The sequence below is a fragment of the Pseudomonas sp. P5_A2_2 genome, from assembly GCF_054177685.1.
On sequence record NZ_JBGCUL010000007.1, the window covers coordinates 13,678 to 31,972 of the forward strand.

At 60.7% G+C, this 18,295-nt stretch carries 18 protein-coding genes; 8 read left to right on the plus strand and 10 right to left on the minus strand.

The window, feature by feature from the left end:
• Positions 1–4 precede the first annotated feature (4 nt).
• Entirely contained in the window at positions 5–2,080 is a 2,076-nt protein-coding gene (recG, locus tag ACXRVY_RS02175) for an ATP-dependent DNA helicase RecG (protein WP_223460471.1), read from the plus strand.
• 78 nt (positions 2,081–2,158) lie between these two features.
• Entirely contained in the window at positions 2,159–3,559 is a 1,401-nt protein-coding gene (locus tag ACXRVY_RS02180) for an aminoacyl-tRNA deacylase and HDOD domain-containing protein (protein ID WP_223460474.1), read from the plus strand.
• Positions 3,560–3,656: 97 nt separating this feature from the next.
• On the opposite strand, the gene ACXRVY_RS02185 is transcribed toward ACXRVY_RS02180, so the two are convergent.
• Positions 3,657–4,040: a helicase gene (locus tag ACXRVY_RS02185; RefSeq protein ID WP_223460476.1), complete on the minus strand. Its 384-nt coding sequence runs from the start codon at positions 4,038–4,040 to the stop codon at positions 3,657–3,659.
• A gap of 388 nt (positions 4,041–4,428) precedes the next feature.
• Here ACXRVY_RS02185 and ACXRVY_RS02190 point away from each other — a divergent pair, with 388 nt between their 5' ends.
• Positions 4,429–4,779, plus strand: a complete 351-nt coding sequence (locus ACXRVY_RS02190; protein ID WP_223460478.1) for a DUF6124 family protein — start codon at positions 4,429–4,431, stop codon at positions 4,777–4,779.
• A 133-nt stretch (positions 4,780–4,912) separates the two neighbouring features.
• On the opposite strand, the gene ACXRVY_RS02195 is transcribed toward ACXRVY_RS02190, so the two are convergent.
• From ACXRVY_RS02195 to ACXRVY_RS02205, 3 genes are all read right to left on the minus strand, one after another.
• On the minus strand, positions 4,913–5,188 hold the full coding sequence (locus tag ACXRVY_RS02195) for an HU family DNA-binding protein (protein ID WP_223460480.1): 276 nt from the start codon (positions 5,186–5,188) through the stop codon (positions 4,913–4,915).
• A gap of 194 nt (positions 5,189–5,382) precedes the next feature.
• Positions 5,383–6,531, minus strand: a complete 1,149-nt coding sequence (locus ACXRVY_RS02200; protein WP_223460483.1) for an NAD(P)/FAD-dependent oxidoreductase — start codon at positions 6,529–6,531, stop codon at positions 5,383–5,385.
• 18 nt (positions 6,532–6,549) lie between these two features.
• Positions 6,550–6,720, minus strand: a complete 171-nt coding sequence (locus ACXRVY_RS02205; RefSeq protein ID WP_007995385.1) for a rubredoxin — start codon at positions 6,718–6,720, stop codon at positions 6,550–6,552.
• Positions 6,721–6,920: 200 nt separating this feature from the next.
• Between ACXRVY_RS02205 and ACXRVY_RS02210 the strand changes: the two genes are divergently transcribed.
• Together ACXRVY_RS02210 and ubiA are read left to right on the plus strand one after the other, a co-directional pair.
• A complete protein-coding gene (locus ACXRVY_RS02210) occupies positions 6,921–7,484 on the plus strand; it encodes a chorismate--pyruvate lyase family protein (RefSeq protein ID WP_223460485.1) in 564 nt (187 codons plus the stop codon).
• Entirely contained in the window at positions 7,484–8,374 is an 891-nt protein-coding gene (gene ubiA, locus ACXRVY_RS02215; protein ID WP_458236992.1) for a 4-hydroxybenzoate octaprenyltransferase, read from the plus strand. Before ACXRVY_RS02210 ends, ubiA begins: the two co-directional genes overlap by 1 nt.
• Before the next feature lie 78 nt (positions 8,375–8,452).
• Here the strand turns inward: ubiA and ACXRVY_RS02220 are convergent, their stop codons facing one another.
• Positions 8,453–8,836: a COG4315 family predicted lipoprotein gene (locus ACXRVY_RS02220; RefSeq protein WP_223460489.1), complete on the minus strand. Its 384-nt coding sequence runs from the start codon at positions 8,834–8,836 to the stop codon at positions 8,453–8,455.
• Positions 8,837–8,989: 153 nt separating this feature from the next.
• On the opposite strand from ACXRVY_RS02220, the gene phoB reads away from it, so the two are divergent.
• The 3 genes from phoB (at position 8,990) to ACXRVY_RS02235 (ending at position 12,506) form a co-directional block, all read left to right on the plus strand.
• Positions 8,990–9,679 (plus strand): phosphate regulon transcriptional regulator PhoB, encoded by a 690-nt coding sequence (phoB, locus tag ACXRVY_RS02225; RefSeq protein ID WP_003229608.1) that lies wholly within the window; start codon positions 8,990–8,992, stop codon positions 9,677–9,679.
• A gap of 75 nt (positions 9,680–9,754) precedes the next feature.
• Positions 9,755–11,041, plus strand: coding sequence for a phosphate regulon sensor histidine kinase PhoR (phoR, locus tag ACXRVY_RS02230; protein WP_256357357.1), 1,287 nt, complete (start codon positions 9,755–9,757; stop codon positions 11,039–11,041).
• 124 nt (positions 11,042–11,165) lie between these two features.
• Positions 11,166–12,506, plus strand: coding sequence for a hemolysin family protein (locus ACXRVY_RS02235; protein ID WP_218431557.1), 1,341 nt, complete (start codon positions 11,166–11,168; stop codon positions 12,504–12,506).
• Positions 12,507–12,552: 46 nt separating this feature from the next.
• Here the strand turns inward: ACXRVY_RS02235 and ACXRVY_RS02240 are convergent, their stop codons facing one another.
• The 5 genes from ACXRVY_RS02240 to pstA form a co-directional block, all read right to left on the minus strand.
• Positions 12,553–13,449 (minus strand): peptidoglycan DD-metalloendopeptidase family protein, encoded by an 897-nt coding sequence (locus ACXRVY_RS02240; RefSeq protein WP_223460490.1) that lies wholly within the window; start codon positions 13,447–13,449, stop codon positions 12,553–12,555.
• A gap of 206 nt (positions 13,450–13,655) precedes the next feature.
• Complete coding sequence (locus ACXRVY_RS02245) at positions 13,656–14,564, minus strand: response regulator (protein ID WP_223460492.1); 909 nt, start codon at positions 14,562–14,564, stop codon at positions 13,656–13,658.
• A gap of 167 nt (positions 14,565–14,731) precedes the next feature.
• A complete protein-coding gene (gene phoU / locus ACXRVY_RS02250) occupies positions 14,732–15,493 on the minus strand; it encodes a phosphate signaling complex protein PhoU (RefSeq protein WP_007992846.1) in 762 nt (253 codons plus the stop codon).
• 111 nt (positions 15,494–15,604) lie between these two features.
• Positions 15,605–16,438: a phosphate ABC transporter ATP-binding protein PstB gene (pstB, locus tag ACXRVY_RS02255; RefSeq protein WP_007995399.1), complete on the minus strand. Its 834-nt coding sequence runs from the start codon at positions 16,436–16,438 to the stop codon at positions 15,605–15,607.
• A gap of 184 nt (positions 16,439–16,622) precedes the next feature.
• Positions 16,623–18,293 (minus strand): phosphate ABC transporter permease PstA, encoded by a 1,671-nt coding sequence (gene pstA, locus ACXRVY_RS02260; protein WP_223460495.1) that lies wholly within the window; start codon positions 18,291–18,293, stop codon positions 16,623–16,625.
• Positions 18,294–18,295: the final 2 nt, after the last annotated feature.

The window sequence follows — 18,295 nt, forward strand, 5'->3', positions numbered from 1 at the left end:
GGTCATGAGCGAGTTGTCGCAAGTGTCGGTGACGGCACTCAAGGGTGTCGGTGAAGCCATGGCCGAGAAACTGGCCAAAGTCGGCCTGGAAAACCTCCAGGACGTGCTGTTTCACCTGCCGCTGCGCTATCAGGACCGCACCCGCGTGGTTCCGATTGGCGCTTTGCGACCCGGACAGGACGCGGTCATCGAAGGTACCGTCAGCGGCGCCGACGTGGTCATGGGCCGTCGGCGCAGCCTGGTGGTTCGACTACAGGACGGCACCGGTGGCTTAAGCCTGCGTTTCTACCATTTCAGCAACGCGCAGAAAGAAGGCCTCAAACGCGGCACGCGGATTCGCTGCTACGGCGAGGCGCGGCCCGGTGCTTCGGGGCTGGAGATCTACCACCCGGAATACCGCGCCATCACCGGCGACGAACCACCTCCGGTGGATGAAACCCTGACCCCGGTTTACCCGCTCACCGAAGGCCTGACCCAACAGCGCTTGCGCCAGTTGTGCATGCAGACCCTCACCCTGCTCGGCCCCAGCAGCCTGCCCGACTGGCTGCCGAACGAACTGGCCCGCGACTACCAGTTAGCGCCGCTGGCCGATGCGATCCGCTACCTGCACAACCCGCCCGCCGATGCCGACGTCGATGAACTGGCCCTCGGTCACCACTGGGCACAGCACCGCCTGGCCTTCGAAGAACTGCTGACCCATCAATTGTCACAACAGCGTCTGCGCGAAAGCATGCGCTCCCTGCGTGCGCCCGCGATGCCCAAAGCCACGCAACTGCCGGCCAAATACCTGGCCAACCTCGGCTTCAACCCGACCGGTGCCCAGCAACGGGTCGGCAACGAAATCGCTTACGACCTCAGCCAGCACGAGCCGATGCTACGGCTGATCCAGGGCGACGTTGGCGCCGGTAAAACCGTGGTAGCCGCCCTTGCAGCGCTGCAAGCATTGGAGGCCGGCTATCAGGTCGCGCTGATGGCGCCCACCGAGATTCTCGCCGAGCAGCACTTCATCACCTTCAAGCGCTGGCTCGAACCGCTGGGCATCGAAGTCGCGTGGCTCGCCGGTAAGCTCAAGGGCAAGAACCGCGTAGCCGCGCTGGAGCAAATCGCCAGCGGCACACCGATGGTGGTTGGCACCCACGCGCTGTTCCAGGACGAAGTGCAATTCAAGAACCTGGCGCTGGTGATCATCGACGAACAACATCGTTTCGGCGTGCAGCAGCGTCTGGCCTTGCGGCAGAAGGGCGTCGGCGGGCGCATGTGCCCGCACCAGTTGATCATGACCGCCACGCCGATTCCGCGCACGCTGGCCATGAGCGCCTACGCCGACCTCGACACCTCGATCCTCGACGAACTGCCCCCCGGCCGAACCCCGGTCAACACCGTGCTGATCACCGACACCCGGCGGGTCGAAGTCATCGAGAGGGTGCGTAGCGCCTGCGCCGAAGGGCGTCAGGCCTATTGGGTTTGCACACTGATCGAAGAGTCGGAAGAGTTGACCTGCCAGGCCGCCGAAACCACCTATGAGGACCTCACCGCCGCCCTCGGCGAGTTGAAGGTCGGGCTGATCCACGGCCGCATGAAGCCTGCAGAAAAAGCCGCGGTGATGGCCGAGTTCAAGGCCGGCAACCTGCAACTGCTGGTCGCGACCACGGTGATCGAAGTGGGCGTGGACGTACCCAACGCCAGCCTGATGATCATCGAGAACCCCGAACGCCTGGGCCTGGCGCAACTGCACCAGTTGCGTGGCCGCGTCGGCCGGGGCAGTGCCGTCAGCCATTGCGTGCTGCTCTACCATCCGCCGCTGTCGCAGATCGGCCGCCAGCGCCTGGGTATCATGCGCGAAACCAACGATGGTTTCGTCATCGCCGAAAAGGATCTGGAACTGCGCGGCCCCGGCGAAATGCTCGGCACCCGGCAAACCGGCCTGCTCCAATTCAAGGTCGCAGACCTGATGCGCGATGCCGATTTGTTGCCCGCCGTACGGGATGCAGCCCAGGCATTGCTCGAACGCTGGCCGACCCACGTCAGCCCGCTACTCGACCGCTGGCTGCGTCACGGGCAGCAATACGGCCAAGTGTAAGCACCGTCGCAGTTTCCGGGCCATGGGTTTGAGCAAGCTGGTTATACTCCTGCAATTGTTTTGAAACGGATACAGTCCATGACCGAAGTTGCCCTCGCACCCGCCACCCCGCACGCTCCGTCGGTTATTCGGCTGATGCTGGGCAAGTTGGCCATTGCCTACGAAGAAGTGCTGGACCATCACGGCCTCAATGCCGCGCGCAAAGTGCAGGCCGTTCTGCTGGATGACAGCGTCGGTGCGTTGATGGTGTTGTTCCCGCAGAGCCAGTTGCTCGACCTCAATCGCCTGACCGAACTCACCGGTCGCCGCCTCACTGCCGTACCCGTCGAACGCCTGGAAAAAATGCTCGGCAAACACAACCTGAGCCTGTTGCCTGGCCTGCCGGCGCTCACCAGTTCTCCGTGCCTGTACGAAGAAAGCCTGCTGCGCGAACCAAAGCTGCTGGTCAATTCCGGTGAGCCGGGCGTGCTGCTGGAAATCTCCAGCGAAGACTTCAAGACCATGCTGACCAAGGCCAGCGCCGCCAACTTCGGCGAAAACCTGTCCAGCATTCGTCCCAACCTCGACCGCCCCGATGACGACCGCGAGGAAATCACCCAGGCCGTCCAGGCGTTCACCGCGCGGCGCATCCAGCAGCGTCTGGAAGCGACCATCGAAATTCCGCCACTGGCCGAAACCGCGCAAAAAATCATCAAGCTGCGCGTCGACCCCAATGCCACCATCGACGACATCACCGGCGTGGTCGAAACCGACCCGGCGCTGGCTGCACAAGTCGTGAGCTGGGCGGCATCGCCGTATTACGCCTCGCCGGGCAAGATCCGCTCGGTGGAAGATGCCATCGTGCGCGTGTTGGGCTTCGACCTGGTGATCAACCTGGCATTGGGCCTGGCCCTGGGTAAAACCCTGAGCCTGCCCAAGGATCACCCGCAACATTCCACGCCGTACTGGCAGCAATCGATCTACACCGCCGCCGTCATCGAAGGCCTGACCCGCGCCATGCCTCGTGCACAGCGTCCGGAAGCCGGCCTGACCTACCTGGCCGGCCTGCTGCACAACTTCGGCTACCTGCTGCTGGCCCACGTGTTCCCGCCGCACTTTTCACTGATCTGCCGCCACTTGGAGGTCAACCCGCACCTGTGCCACAGCTTCGTGGAACAACACCTGCTGGGCATCAGTCGTGAACAGATCGGCTCATGGCTGATGCGTTTCTGGGACATGCCTGAAGAACTGGCCACCGCCCTGCGCTTCCAGCACGACCCGGCCTACGATGGCGCCTACGCCGAATACCCGAACCTGGTGTGCCTGTCGGTGCGCCTGCTGCGCAGCCGTGGCATCGGCTCCGGCCCCGACGAAGGCATCCCCGACGCCCTGCTCGAACGCCTGGGCATCAGTCGCGACAAAGCCGACGATGTCGTCAGTAAAGTGCTTGAGGCTGAACTGCTGCTGCGTGAACTGGCTTCGCAGTTCACTCAAGGCTGAAAAGCATCGCGAGCAGGCTCGCTCCCACAGGATTCAGGTGAACCCTGTGGGAGCGAGCCTGCTCGCAATGAATATCACTCGGTCTACCTGAAAGGCCTCAAGCCTTGGGCTTGGCCTTCTTCGGCTTCAAATACTTGGTCAACCCCTGAAACCAGATCACCAGCGCCGGGTTGCCCTTGATCTGAATCGACTTGTCCTGAATCCCCGTCATGAACGCCAGTTGCTTGTTCTTCGCCTGCATCGTGGCAAAGCCGTACGCGGCGTCTTTAAAGGCAATCGCAAACGCTGGCTCGGCATGCACACCCGATTGGCTGGTGATGCGTTGCTCCTTCACGCGGAAATGCCGCGCCACTTTTCCGTCCAGGGTCTGCAGCTGAAACACCAGGTCCTTGTCACCCAGTTGCTGCTGAAACGCCGGATTGGTCCGGCTGGCCTTACCCATCAATAAACCCAGCATCCACAGCAGAAAACGAAATTTCATGCGCACAGCCTCAAGAGAAAAATGAACGGCCGGGGCAGTTTAACGGCTTCAGGTGATAACACCAGTATCCAGCTGCATTAGCAGAAGATCATTACCATTACCTGCACGATGACTACTAAGTCACAATTATCAACACATCACTCCAGCCACTCCACACGCCACTTCTGTACCTGAAGAAACACATTCTGTAGGAGCTGCCGAAGGCTGCGATCTTTTGATCCCTCTACCCTGCAAACCTATCGGAAACTTCCTTCAAAATGCTGCCTTATACATGAACTAGGCGAATTTTGAATTCATCGATAACCTCTGATCGTCACCACCAAAAACGGCGACCGGATGTGCAAGTCCGAAATCGGGAGCAAAACTTCTTAACCAAGGATTTACACCAATGACTCCGATACCCGACGCATCCGAAAACGAAGCCACATCCCCCTACGAATCCCTCGATTCCAAAAAACTCCACGAGGCTGCCGAACGCGTCCTCGACCACCACTTCGCTCCACCAGAACAAGAAAAGTCGAAACGCAGGGGTCAGCTCTTCAGCGTCTGCCCGGACATCCATACCGAAACCCTACTGGCCAATGCCTCGGAAGATCTGCTGTCCATCAGCGCCATCGCCGCTGACCTGGCCGATGATGTAGACGGCTCGCGCCGCTCAGTAGCCCTGGCGATCAGTCGCGTGGCTGAGGGGGCGCATTTGCTGGTAGAGCGGGCACTGGATCATCTGGATGAGCCGTAAATGGCGGCGATCCTCGCCAAACAACAAAGCGGGCTCGGCTGATTCGCCCCCCCCACAAAAAATGGGCACCCAACCCTGGTTGGCGTGCCCATTTTTTATTCCACTCCCCCGCTGCGCGGGAGGTGAAAACGGATTACGGATTAACGCTGTCTTTCAAAAACTTGCCCGGCTTGAACGCAACGGTATTACTGGCCTTGATTTTCACTGGCTCACCGGTTTGCGGGTTCTTGCCCGTGCGTGCACCGCGATGGCGTTGCAGGAAGGTCCCGAAGCCCACCAGCGTCACGCTTTTTCCGTGGTGCAGGGCACCGGTGATTTCTTCAAGAACGGCGTTGAGAACGCGGTTGGCTTGTTCTTTGGTGAGGTCTGCTTTTTCAGCAATGGCTGCAGCGAGTTCTGGTTTACGCATGTGAGTGAAGCCCCTTTGACGGTTTGTTGTTGTTATGTCCGTGCTGCTCTCTGCGGAGCAGCGCCCAAAGCGCCGCAGGTGCTCTACTCTGCGGCAGACAGGAGTGAGGATGGCACGCAGTGAGGCCCCGCGCCAGTATCGGCGCGGCCATTGTTGGGGCAAAAGGGGGGTGATTCCGACAGAACGACCGGTATTTACGCCAACAGAGCTGGAAGCTCTTTGTTCAGGGCCAGTTTTTCCATCACGGCGGCACCGGTGAGGGCGTAACCGAGCAGCTTGCCCGCGGCATCGCGGCATAAAACCTTGATGTCGGCGCCCTGCCCTTCGACGGTCCAAATGCCCTCTGCGCCCCGTGGCGGCGGGGACACCACCAACGGGCACACCGGGGTTTTGACGGTGATCGGCATCGGCCCATAGGTGACGGCGGTCGGGGTGCCGGCCAGGGTTTGCGCCAGCGCCCTCGCACAACTCATCAGAGGCATGACGTACAGCAGATTCAACCCGTCGACCTCGGCACAGTCGCCCAGGGCGTAGATGTTGGCGTGGGAGGTCTTCAGGTGCCGATCGACCATGATGCCGCGGTTGACCTGCAGACCGGCCGCTGCCGCGAGGTCGACCCGTGGGCGCAGGCCGATGGCCGAGACCACCACGTCGCACGGGATCACCTGGCCATCGGACAGGTGCGCTTCCAGGCCGTCAGCCACGCGCTGCAGGCGGTTGAGCACCGGCCCGAGGTGGAAACGCGCACCGAGGCTTTCGAGGCCTGCCTGCACCGCAGCGGCGGCCGCCGGGTGCAACAGGGTCGGCATGACTTGTTCGCACGGTGCAACCAGTTGCACTTCGTAGCCGCCCAGGGTCAGGTCGTTGGCGAACTCGCAGCCGATCAGGCCGGCACCGAGCAGCAGTACGCGGCGCTTGCCGGCCGCCGCCGCACGGAAGCATGCGTAGTCTTCCAGGTCGTTGATCGGGAATACGCAGTCCGCCGCGTCGCCTTCGATGGGCACGCGCACGGTTTCGGCGCCCCAGGCCAGGATCAGGTCGCGGTAGATCACCGCTTCTTCACCGATCCACAGGCGTTTGTGGCCCGGGTCGATGCCGCTGATGCGGGTGTGGGTGCGTATTTCGGCCCTGAGCTGTTCGGCCATGGCGCCGGGTTCGGCCATGCTCAGACCGTCGGCATCCTTGTTTTTGCCGAAGCCGGTGGAGAGCATCGGCTTGGAGTAGGAGCGTCCGTCATCGGCGGTAATCAGCAGCAGCGGGGTTTCGCTATCGAGTTTGCGAAACTCGCGGGCCACGTTGTAGCCCGCCAGGCCGGTACCAATGATTACGACAGGTGCGTTCATTCCTTACTCCTCAATTATTCAGGCAGCGATTTCGATCATTTCAAAATCCATTTTGCCCACACCGCAGTCCGGGCACAGCCAGTCTGCCGGGACGTCTTCCCAACGGGTGCCCGGCGCAATGCCGTCATCCGGCCAACCGTCGGCTTCGTTGTAGATCAGGCCGCAGACGATACATTGCCACTTTTTCATTCAGGTACTTCCTCAGGGTTCAGGCGTTTTGCCGGCCGGACGGTCGATGGTTGTAGCACTGCCGCCCAACTCAGCGCGTTTTGTACTGATCGGGGCCGCCGGATGCAAGCCTGTTCGGCGCAACGGCAGGCCATTTCAATCGATATCAGCGGCCAACATGTTAAGCTCGCCGCCTCATTTGCTGCCAATAATGACTCATTGTGCAACACACAGAATCCCCCTCTCCAGCTCCTCTCTGGCTCTCGCGCAGCGAACTGGCGCCCCTCCCCGATGCCTCCACCCTCGACTGGCTGTTCGACGAAGGCTCGCTGACCAGACGTCTGATTCATCTGTCGAATGATGCCTTCAGCGTCTCGCCGACGTTCGAAGGCTGGCAGCCCCTGCGTGCCGACGAATGCGCAGCACTGGACCTGACCGAAGGCAGTGAGGGCTGGGTTCGTGAGGTGTATTTGCGCGGTCACGGCCAGGCGTGGGTGTTTGCGCGCAGCGTGGCGTCACGCAGTGCATTGCAAGGCGACGGCTTGCACATGGACGAACTGGGCAGCCGCTCGCTGGGCGAATTGCTGTTTTGCGATCAGGCCTTTCAGCGCCGGGCCATCGAGGTTTGCCATTATCCGCAAGCGTGGCTGCCCGCCGAGGTGCAATCGCCAGGGCTGTGGGGCCGCCGTTCGCGTTTTGACCGTGGCGCGCTGAGCGTGCTGGTGGCCGAAATTTTCCTGCCTTCCCTATGGAACGCCGCCCGCGTCCAACCGGAGAACCACTGATGTACCAAAGCCTGCTCAAGTCCKTGAACCGCTTGAATCCTCGGGCCTGGGACTTCATTCAGCTGACGCGCATGGACAAGCCGATCGGCATTTACCTGCTGCTGTGGCCGACGCTGTGGGCGCTGTGGATTGCTGGCAAGGGTTCGCCGTCCCTGGCCAATATCGTTATTTTCGTCCTCGGCGTGGTGCTGACCCGCGCCGGCGGCTGCGTGATCAACGACTGGGCGGACCGCAAAGTCGATGGCCATGTGAAGCGTACCGAACAGCGGCCGCTGGTGAGCGGCAAGATCAGTTCCAAAGAGGCGCTGGTGTTCTTCGCGTTACTGATGGGCGTGAGTTTCCTGCTGGTGCTGTGCACCAATGCCGCGACCATTTGGCTGTCATTGGGCGGCCTGGCGCTGGCGTTCAGTTACCCGTTCATGAAGCGCTACACCTATTACCCGCAAGTGGTACTGGGCGCGGCGTTTTCCTGGGGCATGCCGATGGCCTTTACCGCCGAAACCGGTGAATTGCCGGCTGTCGCGTGGCTGCTGTGGATCGCTAACCTGATGTGGACGGTGGGTTACGACACCTATTACGCGATGACTGACCGCGATGACGACCTGAAAATCGGCGTGAAATCCACGGCGATTCTGTTTGGCGATGCAGACCGGGTGATCATCCTGACCCTGCAAGGCTTGGCGCTGGCCTGCTTGTTGCTGGCCGGGTCGAAGTTCGAGCTCGGTGGCTGGTTCCATCTCGGCTTGCTGGCGGCGGCGGGCTGTTTTGCGTGGGAATTCTGGTACACCCGAGGCAAGGACCGGATGCGCTGTTTCAAGGCGTTTTTGCACAATCACTGGGCGGGTTTGGCGATTTTCGTCGGGATTGTGCTGGATTACGCGCTGCGTTGAAGCATCAAAAAGATCGCCGCCTTCAGCAGCTCCTGCAGAGCAACGAAGGCAGCGATCTGGTGCGGCACGCTACAACCGTTACATATGCTCGTGAACAACGTGCCAGACGTCTTTTTTCTTGTCACCCGTCATGTCTCCGGGTTTTTTGTCGTCCTCGTAGTAGTACAGCGGCTTGCCGTCGAAGGCCCATTGCATCTTGCCATCATCACGTTTGATGACTGTCCATTTACCTTCGGCCTTGGCACCCGCCGGCGCCATCATTGGCGGCCAGTATTTGGCGCAGTCGCCGTTGCACATCGACTTGCCACCCGCGTCCTTGTCGTACGTGTAGACCGTCATGCCTTTGTGGTCGACCATCATGCCGTCTTTCATCATGCCCGGTTCGGCGGCAAAGGCCAGTGTCGGCAGCGTTAACGCAGCAGTGACCAGCAAAGCCTTCCAGGATTGAGCAATGTAGTTCATGGAAACCTTCCTTTTGTGGTTGTCAGGATTCGGACTTAAAGCTTAGCCCAGGATCCAGCCAATCGCCGACCGACTAAAATACTGTCACACGACTGCAATAATTCCGTTATCTAATGCGGCGCAAGACAGTTAAATGACAAGAGGATTAAGGGCATGGTTGGCAGGAGCATTCTGATCGTCGACGACGAAGCGCCTATTCGCGAAATGATCGCCGTTGCATTGGAAATGGCCGGCTATGACTGCCTGGAGGCTGAAAACTCCCAGCAGGCCCACGCCATTATCGTCGACCGCAAACCGGACCTGATCCTGCTCGACTGGATGCTGCCCGGCACCTCCGGCATCGAGCTGGCCCGTCGTCTCAAGCGTGATGAACTGACCGGGGACATCCCGATCATCATGCTCACCGCCAAGGGCGAAGAGGACAACAAGATCCAGGGCCTGGAAGTCGGCGCCGATGACTACATCACCAAGCCGTTTTCCCCCCGTGAGCTGGTCGCGCGCCTGAAGGCCGTGCTGCGCCGTGCCGGCCCGACCGATGGCGAAGCACCGATCGAAGTCGGCGGCCTGCTGCTGGACCCGATCAGCCACCGCGTGACCATCGATGGCCGTCCCGCCGAGATGGGTCCGACCGAATACCGCCTGTTGCAATTCTTCATGACCCACCAGGAGCGCGCCTACACGCGTGGCCAGTTGCTGGATCAGGTCTGGGGTGGCAACGTCTACGTCGAAGAGCGTACGGTTGACGTGCACATTCGACGCCTGCGCAAAGCCCTCGGCGATGCTTACGAAAATCTGGTACAAACCGTGCGCGGCACTGGCTACCGGTTCTCGACCAAGGCCTGATGATCGCAGCGGTTCCACTTTCAAGGACGTATTTTTTTCGTGAACCAAAACTGGCATGGCACCCTGATTCGCCACATGCTGCTGCTGGTCACCGCCTGCCTGGTGATCGGCCTGATCACCGGCTATTACGGCTGGAGCCTCGCCGCAGGCCTGGGTCTTTACCTGGCCTGGACCCTCAAGCAATTGCTGCGTCTGCACGAGTGGCTGCGCCTGCATAAACCCGATGAAGCACCACCCGACGGCTATGGCCTGTGGGGGGAAGTGTTCGACAGCATTTATCACCTGCAACGCCGCGACCAACGGGTACGCGGACGCCTGCAAGCGGTGATCGACCGGGTTCAGGAATCCACCGCCGCGCTGAAAGACGCGGTGATCATGCTCGACAGCGACGGCAACCTGGAATGGTGGAACCGCGCCGCCGAAACCCTGCTGGGCCTCAAGACCCCGCAGGACAGCGGCCAGCCGGTGACCAACCTGGTGCGCCATCCGCGCTTCAAGGAATACTTCGAGCAAGACAGCTACGCCGAGCCGCTGGAAATTCCTTCGCCGACCAACGACCGCGTGCGCATCCAGCTGTACATCACCCGTTACGGTAACAACGAACACTTGATGCTGGTGCGCGATGTGACACGTATCCATCAGCTTGAGCAAATGCGCAAAGACTTCATCGCCAACGTTTCCCATGAACTGCGCACACCGTTGACGGTGATCTGCGGCTACCTGGAAACCTTGCTCGATAACGTCGACGAGGTGAACCCGCGCTGGAGCCGTGCCTTGCAGCAGATGCAGCAACAAGGCGGACGCATGCAGACCTTGCTCAACGATCTGTTGTTGCTGGCCAAGCTGGAAGCCACCGATTATCCGTCGGACAACCAGCCGGTGCCGATCGACGGCTTGCTGCAATCGATCAAGAGCGATGCGCAGCAGTTGTCCGGCCAGAAAAACCAGACAATCACCCTGGAAGCCGACCCGACGATTCTGCTCAAGGGCAGCGAAGCGGAGTTGCGCAGCGCGTTTTCCAACCTGGTGTTCAACGCGGTGAAATACACCCCGGCCGAAGGCAATATCCGCATTCGCTGGTGGGGCGATGACCAAGGGGCGCACTTGAGCGTGCAGGATTCCGGGATCGGCATCGATGCCAAACACCTGCCGCGCCTGACCGAACGCTTCTATCGCGTCGACTCCAGCCGCAACTCCAACACCGGAGGCACCGGCCTGGGGCTGGCGATCGTCAAACACGTCTTGTTACGGCATCGGGCGCGGATGGAAATCAGCAGCGTACCGGGCCACGGCAGCACCTTCACCTGCCACTTTGCCCCGGCCCAGGTCACCAAATCCCGGGTTATCAGCACCGCCGACTGATACCGGTCAGCACGCACCACTAGGCAACTGGCCGGTCAGCCGCTACATTGGCTGACTTGCGCCTGCCTTTCAGGCGCGGTTTTTTACTTCCCTCTCGATTATACGGAACCCGCAAAACTCCATCATGGACCCTTCCCCTGGCTTGACCCTCGCTACAATTTTCGCCGACTTCGGCATGATTCTTTTTGCTCTGATCCTGGTTTTGCTCAACGGGTTTTTCGTTGCGGCGGAATTTGCCATGGTCAAGCTGCGCTCGACCCGGGTCGAGGCCATCGCTGACAAAAACGGCTGGCGCGGGCACATCCTGCGCACCGTGCACAGTCAGCTCGATGCTTACCTGTCGGCCTGCCAATTGGGTATCACCCTCGCCTCCCTGGGCCTGGGCTGGGTGGGTGAACCTGCGTTTGCGCACCTTCTGGCGCCTGTACTGAGTGCCGTGGGCGTAGATTCCGCTGAAGTGGTCAAGGCTGTTTCGTTCTTCACCGCCTTCTTCATCATTTCCTACCTGCACATCGTGGTCGGCGAGCTGGCCCCGAAATCCTGGGCGATCCGCAAACCCGAATTGCTGTCGCTGTGGACCGCCGTGCCGCTGTACCTGTTCTACTGGACCATGTACCCGGCCATCTACCTGCTCAACGCCAGCGCCAACCAGATCCTGCGCATCGCTGGCCAAGGTGAGCCCGGCCCGCACCACGAACACCATTACAGCCGCGAAGAACTGAAACTGATCCTGCACTCCAGCCGTGGCCAGGATCCGAGCGACCAAGGCATGCGCGTGCTGGCGTCAGCGGTGGAAATGGGCGAGCTGGAAGTGGTCGACTGGGCCAACTCCCGAGAAGACCTGGTCACCCTGGAATTCAATGCGCCGCTCAAGGAAATCCTGGCGTTGTTCCGTCGCCACAAGTTCAGCCGTTATCCGGTGTACGACAGCGAACGCCAGGAGTTCGTCGGCCTGCTGCACATCAAGGATCTGCTGCTGGAACTGGCGGCGCTGGACCACATTCCCGAGTCGTTCAACCTGGCCGAACTGACCCGACCGCTGGAGCGCGTGTCGCGGCACATGCCGTTGTCGCAGTTGCTGGAGCAGTTCCGCAAGGGTGGCTCGCACTTCGCTGTAGTCGAAGAGGCCGACGGTAACATCATCGGCTACCTGACCATGGAAGACGTGCTGGAAGTGCTGGTGGGCGACATCCAGGACGAACACCGCAAGGCCGAACGCGGGATCCTCGCGTATCAGCCGGGCAAGCTGCTGGTGCGGGGCGATACACCGCTGTTCAAGGTTGAACGACTGCTGGGCATCGACCTCGACCACGTCGAAGCCGAAACCCTCGCCGGGCTGGTCTACGAGAGCCTCAAGCGTGTTCCGGAAGAGGAAGAAGTGCTGGAAGTCGAAGGCCTGCGGATCATCATCAAGAAGATGAAAGGGCCGAAGATCGTTCTGGCCAAGGTGTTGATGCTGGATTAACCGGCTTATCCGACTTGCCCGCGATGGCGTCAGACCAGACAACGCCTCACTTCTTGCCCAACGCAAAGTTGGGCAACGCACCCACCGGCTGGTTGAACTGGTAAGGAATCGACACCAGCCCCAGCCCGGTATTGCGCTGCACCACGAAGTGCAAATGCGGCCCGGTGCTGTTGCCGGTGTTGCCGGACAACGCCAACGCACTGCCGACCTTTACCCTCTGACCTTCCCGAACGCAGACCGAGCCTTTCTTCAGGTGCAGGTAAACGCCCATGGTCCCGTCATCGTGCAGCACCCGCACGAAATTGCCGGATGCATCAGTGCCGCGCCCGCTCTGGCGATTTTCGGTTTTCACCACCACGCCGCCACGCGCGGCAATGATCGGCGTACCCTCAGGCATTGCGATGTCTATGGCATATCGGCTCTTGGGCCCGAAATGGCTGTAGGGGCCATTGGCACCCTGACTGATCCGGAACGGTCCGCCACGCCAGGGCAAGGGGTACCGATAGCCCACCGTGGGCCCTGAGGGGTCGCCCAGGGAGTATTTGAACTTCGGGACGTACGCGAGGGGCCTTCCACCTTTAGTCGCCGTAAGCTGCGCCAGGCGAACGCTGCTGCGTAGCGGTATCACGCGCCGAATCGTCCCGCCCGGCACACCGCTGGCGTTCTTCACCCCGGCAAAACTCAATTCGACTTCTACCGGCGCATACAGGTCATTGCGCACGTAAACGCTGTGCACACCATTTTTCTTCATGACGACGAGGCGCACCTGACGCTCAAGGTGCTCGACCATGCCATCGCGAAAAACGAACACGTGGGCGCCTTTGCTGGGGCGGTCGCTGTAGGAAACCACACCATAAGCGTCTTTGGACTTGTAGATAGTCATGGCCATGGCCGAGGTGGCGACCATGAACAGGCCACATAAAAACAGCAGGCGCGTGAACATGAGCAAGGATTCTGTCGAGTGAGGCCTGGGATTGAGCCTAGCAGCTGCAATGGACCCGGGTAGTCGGCAGATGTTTCAGAAAAGGTGTTCAGCAGATATGCGGTAGCAGTGATGGCCCCTTCGCGAGCAGGCTCGCTCCCACAGGATTCACGCCGGACCTGTGGGAGCGAGCTTGCTCGCGATGGCGGACTGTCAGGCGACGCGCCTTAAGCGCCAGGAATGAAGTGCTTCTGCGCCGTACCCCGCGCAATCAGGCGCGAGATGTAATCGAGCTTCTGCGCATCCTGATCGACAAAACGGAAGGTCAGTTGCAGCCAGTCGCTGTCAGGCTTCGGTTCGTGGGCCACGACGGCGTGCAGATAGCCGTTGAGGCGGGCGACTTCGGCATTGTCGCCTTGCTCCAGGTCCAGCACGGCGCTGTCGAGGATCTGCGGCAGGGTCTCACTGCGCTTCACCACCAGCAGGGCTTCCTTGAGACTCAAGGCCTTGATCACACATTGCTGGATGCCGTTCGGCAAACGCAGTTGACCCTGGCCACGGCCGCTGGCGGGTGCCGAAGAGGCCGCTGGCGCCTTGACCGGCGGATTGTTGAGCAAGCCCTTGGACGGTGCAGGTGCGGGTGCGGCCGTTGGCGTGGCAACGGGCGCCTTGCCACCGGTCAAGGCGGCGAGGGAGTCGTTACCGAATGCCGAGCTTGTTTTGGTCGCGGCTACGTTGATCAAGGCGTCGAGTTTGCCGACCTTGTGCAGCGCCTGCTTGACCTTGGTGAGCAGTTGCTCGTTGGTGAACGGCTTGCTGACGTAACCGGAAACTCCGGCCTGGATCGCCTGGACGACGTTCTCCTTGTCGCCACGGCTGGTCACCATCACGAATGGCATGGTTTTGAGGTTGTCTTGCTCACGACACCAGGTCAGCAATTCCAGGCCGGACATTTCCGGCATTTCCCAGTCGCACAGGACCAGGTCGAAGGCTTCCTTGGCCAGCATGGCCTGGGCCTTTCTGCCGTTGATCGCGTCTTCGATCCGCATGCCCGGGAAATAATTGCGCAGGCACTTTTTCACCAAGTCACGAATGAACGACGCGTCGTCCACGACCAACACACTGACCTTACTCATCCACCACCCCTTTAAAAAATCCCGGCCAGCATACCGCCTTGCTGATGGCACATTGCCAAAAACCTTCAGTCACGCCGGACTTTTCGTTCGCGGGTGCTGCTTTTCGAATTTGTAAGCCGCAAACAAAAACGCCCGGCCAAAAGGCCGGGCGCTTTACTTGGGCAATCTTACTTATCGTCAGTTTTGCCCGGAACATTAGCGGTTTCGCCACTGGTTCCTTCAACTTCTTCCTTCATGCGCTTGAGGCCCAGGTGCCGCACGTCAGTGCCGCGCACCAGGTAAATCACCAGCTCCGAGATATTGCGTGCGTGGTCGCCGATACGCTCCAGCGAACGCAGCACCCAGATAATGCTCAGAACCCGCGAGATAGAACGCGGATCTTCCATCATGTAGGTCGCCAGCTCACGCAGTGCGGTCTTGTATTCGCGGTCGATGATCTTGTCGTACTGCGCCACCGACAACGCCAACTCGGCGTCGAAACGGGCAAAGGCATCCAGTGCATCGCGGACCATGTTGCGCACCTGGTCACCGATGTGGCGCACTTCGACGTAACCGCGCGGCGCTTCGCCTTCTTCACACAGCTGGATGGCGCGACGGGCGATCTTGGTCGCTTCGTCACCGATGCGCTCCAGGTCGATCACCGATTTGGAAATGCTGATGATCAGGCGCAGGTCGGAAGCCGCCGGCTGACGACGGGCCAGAATGCGCAGGCATTCTTCGTCGATGTTGCGTTCCATCTGGTTGATCTGGTCGTCGATCTCGCGCACCTGCTGGGCCAGGCCGGAGTCGGCCTCGATCAGCGCGGTCACCGCGTCATTGACCTGTTTCTCGACCAGCCCGCCCATGGCCAGGAGGTGGCTGCGCACTTCCTCCAGTTCGGCGTTGAACTGCTGGGAGATGTGGTGTGTAAGGCCTTCCTTAGAAATCATGTTGTCTGCTCCGCAAAAGCTGTGAGCTGCAAGCTACAAGCTGCAAGCTGATGTGTGTCGTACCCGAACCGCTCCTACTTGCCGCTTGAAGCGTGCGGCTTGTGGCTGCTGCTAGCCGTAGCGACCGGTGATGTAGTCTTCGGTCTGCTTCTTCGCCGGATTGGTGAACAGGGTATCGGTGTCGCCGAATTCCACCAGTTTGCCCATGTACATGAACGCGGTGTAGTCGGACACCCGCGCCGCCTGTTGCATGTTGTGGGTCACGATGACGATGGTGAACTTGGATTTCAGTTCGTAGATCAGCTCTTCGACTTTCAGCGTAGAGATCGGGTCAAGTGCCGAGCACGGTTCGTCGAGCAGCAGCACTTCCGGCTCCACGGCGATGGTGCGGGCGATCACCAGACGCTGCTGCTGACCACCGGACAGGCCCAGTGCCGACTCGTGCAGACGGTCCTTGACCTCGTCCCACAATGCCGCGCCTTTCAACGCCCACTCGACAGCTTCGTCGAGCACGCGTTTCTTGTTGATGCCCTGGATGCGCAGACCGTAAACCACGTTTTCGTAGATGGTTTTCGGGAACGGGTTCGGCTTCTGGAACACCATGCCGACGCGGCGACGCAGTTCGGCCACGTCTTCGCCCTTGCGGTAGATGTTGCTGCCGTACAGGTTGATCTCGCCTTCGACACGGCAGCCATCCACCAGGTCGTTCATGCGGTTGAAGGTACGCAGCAGCGTGGACTTGCCGCAGCCGGACGGGCCGATGAAGGCGGTCACGCGCTGCTTCGGGATATTCATGCTGACGTCGTACAGCGCTTGTTTTTCGCCGTAGAACAGGCTCAGGCCCGGCACTTCGATGGCCACGGTTTCCTGCTCGAGGTTCAGGCTCTGCTTGTCGCGACCCAGCGCCGACATGTTGATGCCGTGGGTATGTGCTTCGTGCTGCATGGGAGGCTCCCTGTGCTAACAAATTCGGTTCGTTTAACCACTGGCCTGGCCAATGGGTTACTGAAAATCTGAGGCTTGCGCCGATCCTTGTGGGAGCTGGCTTGCCAGCGATGCAGGTGACTCGGTCTGCCAGTAGCACCGCGGTGATGCCATCGCTGGCAAGCCAGCTCCCACAGGATTTGTCTTAGCTGTCCAAAGCCTTGTACTTCTCGCGCAGGTGGTTACGGATGTACACCGCCGACAGGTTCAGCGTCGCAATCACCAGCACCAGCAGCAGCGCCGTGGCGTACACCAGCGGCCGCGCAGCTTCGACGTTCGGGCTCTGGAAGCCGACGTCATAGATGTGGAAGCCCAGGTGCATGATCTTCTGGTCCAGGTGCAGGTACGGGTAGTTACCGTCCACCGGCAGCGACGGCGCCAGTTTCACCACACCCACCAGCATCAGCGGCGCCACTTCACCCGCGGCGCGAGCCACGGCGAGGATCATGCCGGTCATCATGGCCGGGCTGGCCATCGGCAGCACGATCTTCCACAAGGTTTCCGCCTTGGTCGCGCCGAGGGCCAACGAGCCTTCACGCACGGTGCGAGGAATCCGCGCCAGGCCTTCTTCGGTGGCCACGATCACCACCGGCACCGCCAGCAGCGCCAGGGTCAGCGAAGCCCAGAGCAGGCCCGGTGTACCGAAGGTCGGTGCCGGCAGTGCTTCCGGGAAAAACAGACGGTCGAGCGAGCCACCCAGTACGTAGACGAAGAAGCCCAGGCCGAACACGCCGTAAACGATGGCCGGAACGCCCGCCAGGTTGTTCACCGCGATGCGGATCACCCGGGTCAGCGCGTTCTGCTTGGCGTATTCACGCAGGTACACCGCCGCCAGCACGCCGAACGGGGTCACGATCATCGCCATGATCAGGGTCATCATCACGGTGCCGAAGATGGCCGGAAAGATCCCGCCTTCGGTGTTGGCTTCACGCGGGTCGTCGCTCAGGAATTCCCAGACCTTGCTGAAGTAGAAACCGATCTTGGTGGTCGTGCTCATGGCGTTCGGCTGATAGGCGTGAACCACTTTACCGATACCGATTTCGATTTCCTTACCGTTCGCATCGCGGGCGGTCAGGCTGTCGCGGTTGAACTGCGCGTGCAGGTCGCTCAGGCGCGCTTCAACATCCTGATAGCGAGCATTGAGTTCGGCGCGCTCGGATTCCATGTCCGCTTGTGCGGTGGCGTCGAGTTTGCCTTCCAGCTCAAGCTTGCGGCCGTGCAAGCGAATGCGCTCGAGACCGGCGTTGATCGCGCCGATGTCGGTTTTTTCCAGGTTCTTGAGCTGTGCAGCCAGCTTGTTGACGCGGTCGACACGGGCCTGCAACTCAGGCCATGCCGCTTCGCCTTCGGCGATGACCTTGCCATCCTGTTTGACGTTGACCAGATAACCGTAGAAGTTACCCCACTCGCGACGCTCGACGGCCATCAGCTCTGGCGGTGTCGCCTGGTTGGTCAGCCACTCGCCGACGATCCAGGTGAAGTCGTTGCCGTTCAGGTCACGGTTGCCGACCTTGATCAGCTCGCGGGTCATGAATTCAGGGCCTTCGTCAGGCACCGGCAGGCCGGCGCTCTTCAGACGGGCACGTGGCACTTCTTCCTTCTGCACCACTTCGCCAATGACCAGGTGCTGGCCCTGGCCCGGTACGTCGTAGCTGGCGTGGATCAGATCCGCCGGCCAGAAATGACCCAGGCCACGCACGGCAATCACTGCCAGCAGGCCAATGGTCATGATGACCGCGATGGACACCGCGCCACCGCTGATCCAGACGCCGGGGGCGCCGCTCTTGAACCATCCTTTCAGGGAGTTCTGTTTCACAG